The organism is bacterium (assembly GCA_022616075.1).
Taxonomy (GTDB): domain Bacteria; phylum Acidobacteriota; class HRBIN11; order JAKEFK01; family JAKEFK01; genus JAKEFK01.
Genome location: JAKEFK010000102.1, coordinates 1 through 8,061, shown reverse-complemented (window position 1 = coordinate 8,061; position 8,061 = coordinate 1). Strand labels below are relative to the sequence as shown.

The following is an 8,061-nucleotide window of genomic DNA, read 5'->3' as shown; positions in this document are numbered from 1 at the left end:
GCGCCACCTTCTTTAAAAGCAGCCGTTCCGGAAATGACGCCGATTCACAGCCATCAATTCTTCTACGTCGGCGGGGCCTTCTCCTACAGTTGGATGGACTGGTTCGTCCCGTTGATTCTGCCGGATGCTCGCCGCCGGGCCAATGATACTTCAGCCACATGGGATGAGGAGGAAGCGTACAAAGAGTGGCAAAAAATCAAGATGGCTTCTTACAAACATCGTCCACTTGTAGAAAATCCTTTGATGAAAAAGTACGCGCCTTATTACTACGAATGGATGACTCATCCGGAAAAAACCGATTACTGGCATTTTGCAAATGTGGACCGGGATTTCCCAAAAATGAAAAGTCCGGTGTTATTGATCAGCGGATGGTACGACAACGTTTACGGAACGCTCGGAGCAACAGAAGCTTTTCATCGGATGCGAACCGAAGGAGGAAGCCGGGAAGCTCGTGAGCAAACTCGTCTGATCCTGGGTCCCTGGATGCATGGCGCAATCAACGCATCGAAAACAAAACTGGGCGCGATGGAGCTTGGCCCCTCCGCAGGTATGGACTACGATGCCGCACTCTTGCGATGGTTCGATCAACATTTGAAAGGCGCGAATCCTTCCGGACAACCTTCTGTAAGCATTTTCGTGATGGGCGCAAATCGCTGGCGCTATGAAAGCGAGTGGCCGTTAACCCGCCAAAAAGAAACCAGCTTTTATCTGCAGAGTCCCGGAACTTTGTCCACTTCTTTTCCAACAGAACAAAAACCGGATCAATACGTATTCGATCCGAATGATCCGATATGGGATCCGGCCAATGAAGGGTCGCAACCTTTCGATCAAAAAGAAATCGAAGCGCGAAAAGATGTGCTGGTTTTTACCTCTGAAATACTGCAACAGGATCTGGAAGCAACCGGCCGCGTGATAGCGGAACTCTACGTTTCCTCTACCGCGCGCGACACTGACTTCGCAATTACTTTGTGCGACGTCTATCCCGATGGAACGTCTTTGAATCTGAGCAGTCTGGACGCCGGCTTCCTGCGTATGCGCTACAGAAATGGTTTTGAAAAACAGGAACTAATGGAGCCTGGAAGCATTTACAAAATTAGAATCGATAACCTGATTACGTCCAACCTATTCAAGAAAGGACATCGCATCCGGTTGCAGATCACCAGCAGCAAAACTCCGCACTATGATCCCAATACGAATACTGGCGGAAATCTCGCAACGGATAAAGAGCTGCTGAAAGCCACCCAGACGATCTATCACGATCGCGAATACCCTTCGCGTTTGATCCTGCCAATAATTGAATAAACAAAGTAGCACAGGCGTCCCGCCTGTGATATCGCAGGCGAGACGCCCGCGCTACTTTGCTACGTCATAAAATTCTTGGTCGGATTTTTCTCCTGCAGAATCGGCCGTGTAATCTTGAACTGCGAAACATCGCTTTCGGCATGGCCGTCGATCGCCATTTCGCTCAAGATTTTTCCGATCAGAGAAGCAAACTTGAAAGCGTGTCCGGCGCCAATTGCAATTAGGCAATCCGGATGTCCAGGAATCGCATCAATCACAAAGTCCCTGTCAGGCGTCAATGTATACAAACAGCTTTTTGTGTAAAGGACAGGACCGAGAGCATCGGGTAGAGCTTTCTGCAGGAAATTCTCGACCTGCTTGAGCGCCTCTGGATCCGCATCATAAGTGCGCGTTTCTGTGGAGACCTCTTTGCCTCCAACATCCTGCCCTACTTTCACCGCGTTTTCACCGTACATGGGAAAACCGTAAAAACAGGGATCATCCATCCAGATCCATATCGGAAAACGGTCCGGCTGAAAGGAATCGAGCTTCTGAGAAACAAAATAGTTCACCTGCTCCTGTGTTACGGTCAGAGGAAGCTCAATGCCGAAATGGGCAAGCAGACGATTACTCCACGGCCCGCCTGCAACTACTAGTTTACGGCATGTGTATGTTTGCTGTTTTGTTTGTACAATATACCCCTCTGATACACATGAAATTGAAATAATTGGTGTATTTTCTAATAGAGTAGCGCCGTGCTCTTGCGCCAGGCGTTGGTGTTCCGCATTGCAGAGTGCAGCGGGCGCAATTCCACCCTCGGCCTGGTAAAGCCCAACAATGTCTTCTTGCAGCCGAAATTGCGGAAATCTGCTCATGGTTTCAGCAGCATTGAGAATCTCAAAGTCAACATTTTCTTTTAGCAGACTCTGTGTGTAATCCCGCATCGGTATGGCTGAGTTTGGTGGCCACAAATCAAGTCCACCGGTTTTCACAATCAGTTTCCGGCAGCACTCTTGTTCGAGTGAAGCCCAGGCTTGATACGCTTGTTTTGCCAGTCGAACATAGAACGGAGTGTGGTAAGAGAGCCTTATGATACGCGAGTGATCCTGCGACTCGCCATGGGGATGCCCCAACGGAAATTGCTCCAGTCCCAGAACGTCCTTACCTGCGCGGCGCGACAGCCAGTAAGCCGCTGCGCTCCCCAGCCCGCCCAGGCCCGCGACAATGTATTCGAACTCAGACTTCATTCGTGCCCGTAGTACTCGTAAGCAGACATCGGTTTACCGCTTTTCGATTTCCATGTGCGTTCGGTTGCAGATATTTTCCCCAACGCTCTGGCCATCTCACGGACATGAATTGCGACTGAGCCACAGCAAGAACCAATATAATTGACGCCCATTTCGCGCGCACGCTCAGCATAGTGGCCCATTTCTTCGCGCGTTAGCTGCAACGGATCCAATCCAAATGGAAACTCCGGCAATGAAGTGAAATCCGGTCTATCATCCGGCGTACGATAAGCAGTCGGTTGAGATGCAACAGGTGTTGATACTGCTTCACGCATCTGAAAGACCAGGGGCAAGGTGTGTTGCGGATTCCTCAAACAGTTAATGCCCACAATGTCCGCACCAGCATCCACCAATCGTTTTGCGCTCTCAGCCGGTCCATAACCTTCATAGCAGAGCGGACTCACTTCGTAACTCATCGTCACCATTGCAGGCAGTCCAGCCTTCTTGATTCGTTCCACACAAAGAATCGCCTCACCCATCCACGTAAAAGTTTCACCAATGATGAAGTCGACTCCTCCCTCCCTCTGGATTTCAATTTGACGATCGAACAATTCACGGACGCGATCCTCCGATTTCGGATCCTTCGGATCGTAGGCCCACGTCAGGCTCAAGTTACCGGCAACCAAAACGTCAGTTCCTTGAGCCGCTTCCTTCGCAATTCGCACTGCGGCACGATTGATTTCCTCCACTTTGCCCTTCAAACCAACCGTGGCCAGCTTGTCTTCGCTTGCATAAAAAGTGAGAGTTTGGATGACGTCTGTACCGGCCTGGATAAATTCCCGATGAAGTTGCGCCAGAGCTTCGGGATGTGTCAAACTAACTTCCGGTGTGAAGGGTCCTGCCTGGACGTAGCCACGCTTCTCCAATTCAAGCAAGTAACCCCCATCACCCAGCACCACTCCTTCTTGTAACTTTTGCAAAATTCCTTTTTTCATAAGCCAAGGATACTATATTCACCGCAGAGTACGCAGAGACCGCGGAGAAAAACAATCTCTCTTTCTTGCTCTGCGCCCTCAGCGTTCTCTGCGGTTAAAATAACACGTGTGATATAGTTCATTTTAATCATGTTGCAGAAAAAGATTTGCATGCTTGGTGCTTTTGCCGTCGGCAAAACAAGCCTGGTTGCGCGCTACGTAAAAAGTATTTTTTCCGAGAAGTATCTGACAACAGTCGGCGTAAAAATCGACAAAAAGGAAATCTTGTTTGGTTCCCTGGAAGTGAATCTGATTTTGTGGGATCTGGCCGGCGAAGATGAATTTGTTCAGCTTCAGACTTCCTACTTGAAGGGCTCTGCCGGCTACATCCTCGTAGTTGACGGCACCAGAAGCGATACGCTTTTGAAAGCATTTACACTTCAGCGTAAAGCGGAAGAGGCCACCGGTAAAATTCCTTTCGTTCTTGTGGTGAATAAACTGGATCTTCAAAGTCACTGGGAGATCGATGAAACCGCCCTGCGAGGCCCCAGAGATCAAGGTTGGCTCATCCAGTACGCAAGTGCAAAAACCGGCGAAGGTGTGGAAGAGTTGTTCAAGCTTTTAACCGCCCGCATCATGGAAAAATGAAACCGCCAAGTTTTTGAACAGAAGATAACAAAGGAAACCAAGCACAAAGATTTTTTTGAACAGAAGGACGCAAAGGACGCAAAGGTATTGAAATCTTCGTGTTCTTCGCGAGCTTCTGTTTAAAAAAAGAAGATTCTTCGTTATCTTTGTTAGCTTCTGTTAAAAAAATGTTGGAGCGCTTGCTTCCCTTTCTGGATATTGCTGTTGTGGAACAGCAACCGGACGGTTCTTTTCGCGGAATTGTGCCTTTTCCGCAGTGGTTTCTGGATTTTTTCCCCGATGCACACGCGCCTGAAACCGCGGTTGATTTGGAATCCAGATCTCCATTCCTGGGCGAATTCATCTCCAGGTCCGCTGAACTCTGGAACACGGGCCAAGAAGGTTCGATTGAATCCGGGTCCTGGACTGAAACGGATGCTAAAGGAAAAGACCGCACGCTTCATGCCATCGCCGTCTGTTTATCCGGTAGAAAAATCCTTTTAATCGAACCGGCAAAAGTTCCTGTGGAAGAAGCGCAAGTCCTGCTGCAAAAAGGAAGACAGACAAGTCTTGATTATCGAACCGTTAAACGAAAACAAAGATCATTGCGAAAAGTTCAGCAACGTTATCTTGCTTTACTGGATGCTGTACCCGATTGGGTTTTCGTTGTTCATCAAGATGGTAGCTTGGTTGAGTACAGCAGAGGTCGCGAACCGTTGTCCGAATCGACCGAGCCGGAAAGTGGAATGCAACTTTCGGATTTTCTGCCTCAGGATTTATCCGCCCAACTTGCCTCGCAGATTGAAAACGTAATCTCCAGTGGCCGCCCGCAGATGTGGAAATACCGCCAGGAATCCAAATCGATCGAAGTCCTCATCCTCGCCACCGGTCAGGATGAAGCGATGTGCATTCTCAGATGGAAAAGCTGAATTGATCGTTAATGTCTTCGTCGTAAGCAGTAATTACCATTCCTGCTGTGAGTTAAGGACCTCACTAAAGCAACCATTGAAATCTGCACGAAGTTTCATTCCGCCGCACTACCCTATCCTAAAACAGCCGGCCCCCACGAATTGTCCACCAATGCGACGCTCACCATCCCGTTGTCTACAAAAAATAAGAAGCATAAGATTCCCTAGATACGGAGTGCACGAACTACTCCGTCTTTAAGCACGCCTTAATATCAGTGTATGCAGTTTCGATTAGCTTCATTAGAGCTGTGGCATCGAACTCACGTTCGGGCCTGAGTTTCACATGACGCATGAACTTGCCAGTGCCTTCCAACAGGCCCTCCGGATCAGCAATCTCGGCGCCACGAAAGAACCCGACATTGACGTGAGCTTTGAAGGCATTGACATAAGCGAATGCCGCATCACCTACACACGCTGTCGGATGGCCATCATGCAATAACTCCCGAACATCGTCTCCGCAGTTGCGCATGACCTCAAACCAGCGCTGCGCGATCGCCCCCAATTCACCCGAATGCTCTTGCATCCAGACCTCGATAGCTGGATCGCGCTTGATCGAACTGGGGAACCGCAGAAGTCGCTTCATGGCGATTTCATTTCGAGGCTGGGCCACAATGCTGGAATCTGCAGTCTCGCGGTCTCCCGCGCCGTACGCTGGAAACCCAATCCTGTCAACTGATGAAATAGATTCCACATTTCCTTTCTGTTATGTCGCCGAACGCTTATTTTTTCGCACACAAACCCGAAGAGTAAAAGCGCCCAAATGCGCAGTGTAACACGGAAACGGAGGGTTGCGTTGAGTCAGAGATTTTGCTGTGCCGGGTTTAAATGCCGCTTTTCGCGTGAATCAAAATTGATCGAAGTCCTTCCTTGCCAGGATGAAGCCATGTGCATTGTTTGACCAACAGTCATCACGGTAGTAACATCAACGGCAACAAGGTAGTGCTTCATAGGTAGTATTCGCGCAAATCCCGTTATCCAGCTTGCAATCCTCAAAGGGATATTAACTTCTGACATGCTCTCATCCCTCGCGCCAGATCAAGACCCCGTTGCCGCTCTCATTGAACAAGGCATTCTACATCCGCAACAACTCGAAAAATTACAGAAAGAACTCGCTCTAGATGGACTCGAGACAATGTCGGCACCTATCGGCGGTAAAGATTCAATCTCTCCGGAATCAGCTGATCGGATCGTGCTTTTCGGCAGGTATGTTCAACTGGAATTCCTGGGACAAGGTGGAATGGCGCGCGTATACAAGGCCTTCGACCCATCGTTGGGGCGAACAGTCGCGCTCAAATTTGTGAATGTAGAAGATCCACAATTGGCCCACCGATTGTTGATGGAAGCCCGATCGCAAGCGCGCGTGGAGCAGGAGCACGTGTGCAAAATCTATGAAGCCGGAGAAGTCGAGGGAAAACCTTACATTGCTATGCAATATATCGCCGGGCTAAACGTTGAAGGAATCCAAAGACCTTTCTCTCCAACAAAAAGTGCAGCTGATGAAGGTTCGGCGGCAGTAATAAAGGGAGAATACCTGATGATGGTGGGACGCAATCCTCAAGATGCTTTCAATCAGGCAGAGGGAGCCTACCGGGAGGTTCTCAGGATTCACCCTGGCTTAGCAGGCGCGTATGGGTCCCAAGCTCACGTGTCCTGGAGAAGAGGAGAGCACGCCGTTAATATCAAAGCGGATCCATCTGCTGATTTGAAGGCTGCAAGATCCGCTCTGGATCAGTGTTTGGCTGCGGACCGAAGTAACCCGGATTGTCATTTCATTTACGGTCAAGTGGAATTAGTAGCCGCTCGATGGAAAATTTTGCAGCACAGTTCTCCTGAGCCGGAATTCAGGAATGCCCTCAAATGGCTGAACCGCGCGCTGGTGGTGACTGGCTCTTATCCAAACACTGAAGCCTGGATGTCGAAGGCATCCCTAACACGCTATTGGGCAGAATGGAAAGTCAACTCCGGACAAAAATGCGGAAAAAGAGATCCAGCTTGGGCTTGAAGCTGTGTCCAAAGTGATCGAGCTCAATCCCCGCTCATCGGAAATGATCTCCACGCGTGGCGTTTTTTGCATCTTACAAGCACGTTCCACACGCAACGAAACTCAGCGTAAAGAGTTCACTCGCCAGGCCATCCTGAATCTCCAGGAAGGTTTAAAGTTAAACGCAAACCTGTCCCATTATTTCGCGCATTACATCGTTGTTGCTGAAGCACTCCTGAACACGTGAAATCTCGATTCAGCCTATGATCCTTCTACTCAACATCGAAAGATTCGTTGCCTGATACAGGCTTGCCGCTTCGCGAACGGTCTTCGACATACTTGCGAGGGTCGTTGTCTGCTGAGGCGAAAACGTGATTTCGTCAAATGCACCAAATTGTGACGGGGCATGTGGCTCTGTCGGAAAGTGAGGGTCTGACGGGTATTGTGGGGGAGTCATCAAACCTGCTTTTTCTAATTGTGAGCCGCCGACTTGGGGCGGCGTCATGAGTCCCGCTTGTTCCAATTTCGTGGACCCACCGATTTGCGGCGGTGTCATTAGACCTGCTTGTTCGAGCCTGTTGGAAACCTGGCTCTGCAACGTATCAAATGCGCCAAATTGTGAAGGTGTATGTGGCTCTGTCGGAATCGTAGAACCGCCGACCTGTGGCGGTGTCATCAGGCCAACTTGATCTAATTCTGTAGAACCGCCGACTTGCGGCGGTGTCATCAGGCCTGCTTGTTCGAGTTTGGTAGAGGCCCGTTGCAGCAGCTGAGTCGGTGAGCCGCTTACAATTATGATCCCTTTCTGCTCAGCGTCCGCTGTGATCTTTGAAAGGATTTCGGAAATCGCAGAAAGGTCACCACCGGATGCAAGTGAAGGATCCTGAAACGCACGGAGTATCTCATCGTCGGGAGCAAATTGGGTCTGCAAGTAAGTAGCCGGGCTGGAAAACTCTGCTGCTCCTGATATCTGTTGCTGCGAAGTCATACTGGCAAGTGCAGTC

The 8,061-nt window shown here is 49.7% G+C and carries 10 protein-coding genes; 5 read left to right on the top strand and 5 right to left on the bottom strand.

All coding sequences use genetic code 11. From position 1 onward, the window contains the following. A partial coding sequence (locus L0156_08650) for a CocE/NonD family hydrolase (protein ID MCI0603072.1) occupies nt 1–1,302 on the top strand: 1,302 nt, incomplete at its 5' end. Nucleotides 1,303–1,361: 59 nt separating this feature from the next. Here the strand turns inward: L0156_08650 and solA are convergent. Both solA and L0156_08640 read right to left on the bottom strand, forming a co-directional pair. Further along, complete coding sequence (gene solA, locus L0156_08645; protein ID MCI0603071.1) at nt 1,362–2,528, bottom strand: N-methyl-L-tryptophan oxidase; 1,167 nt, start codon at nt 2,526–2,528, stop codon at nt 1,362–1,364. Further along, nucleotides 2,525–3,502: a homocysteine S-methyltransferase family protein gene (locus L0156_08640; protein MCI0603070.1), complete on the bottom strand. Its 978-nt coding sequence runs from the start codon at nt 3,500–3,502 to the stop codon at nt 2,525–2,527. The genes solA and L0156_08640 overlap by 4 nt, the downstream gene beginning before the upstream one ends. Before the next feature lie 129 nt (nt 3,503–3,631). Between L0156_08640 and L0156_08635 the strand changes: the two genes are divergently transcribed. Then, nucleotides 3,632–4,129 (top strand): GTP-binding protein, encoded by a 498-nt coding sequence (locus L0156_08635; GenBank protein MCI0603069.1) that lies wholly within the window; start codon nt 3,632–3,634, stop codon nt 4,127–4,129. A gap of 167 nt (nt 4,130–4,296) precedes the next feature. After that, nucleotides 4,297–5,037, top strand: a complete 741-nt coding sequence (locus L0156_08630; GenBank protein ID MCI0603068.1) for a hypothetical protein — start codon at nt 4,297–4,299, stop codon at nt 5,035–5,037. 223 nt (nt 5,038–5,260) lie between these two features. Here the strand turns inward: L0156_08630 and L0156_08625 are convergent, their stop codons facing one another. Further along, complete coding sequence (locus L0156_08625; protein ID MCI0603067.1) at nt 5,261–5,659, bottom strand: DUF1801 domain-containing protein; 399 nt, start codon at nt 5,657–5,659, stop codon at nt 5,261–5,263. A 215-nt stretch (nt 5,660–5,874) separates the two neighbouring features. Continuing rightward, nucleotides 5,875–6,090 carry a hypothetical protein gene (locus tag L0156_08620; protein ID MCI0603066.1) on the bottom strand — a complete coding sequence of 72 codons (216 nt, stop codon included), beginning with the start codon at nt 6,088–6,090 and terminating at the stop codon, nt 5,875–5,877. 118 nt (nt 6,091–6,208) lie between these two features. On the opposite strand from L0156_08620, the gene L0156_08615 reads away from it, so the two are divergent. Both L0156_08615 and L0156_08610 read left to right on the top strand, forming a co-directional pair. Beyond that, nucleotides 6,209–7,078 carry a hypothetical protein gene (locus tag L0156_08615; protein MCI0603065.1) on the top strand — a complete coding sequence of 290 codons (870 nt, stop codon included), beginning with the start codon at nt 6,209–6,211 and terminating at the stop codon, nt 7,076–7,078. A gap of 4 nt (nt 7,079–7,082) precedes the next feature. Further along, entirely contained in the window at nt 7,083–7,304 is a 222-nt protein-coding gene (locus L0156_08610) for a hypothetical protein (GenBank protein ID MCI0603064.1), read from the top strand. Nucleotides 7,305–7,313: 9 nt separating this feature from the next. Here L0156_08610 and L0156_08605 read toward each other — a convergent pair. Beyond that, nucleotides 7,314–8,061 (bottom strand): hypothetical protein (locus tag L0156_08605; GenBank protein MCI0603063.1); only part of this gene is annotated, 748 nt, incomplete at its 5' end.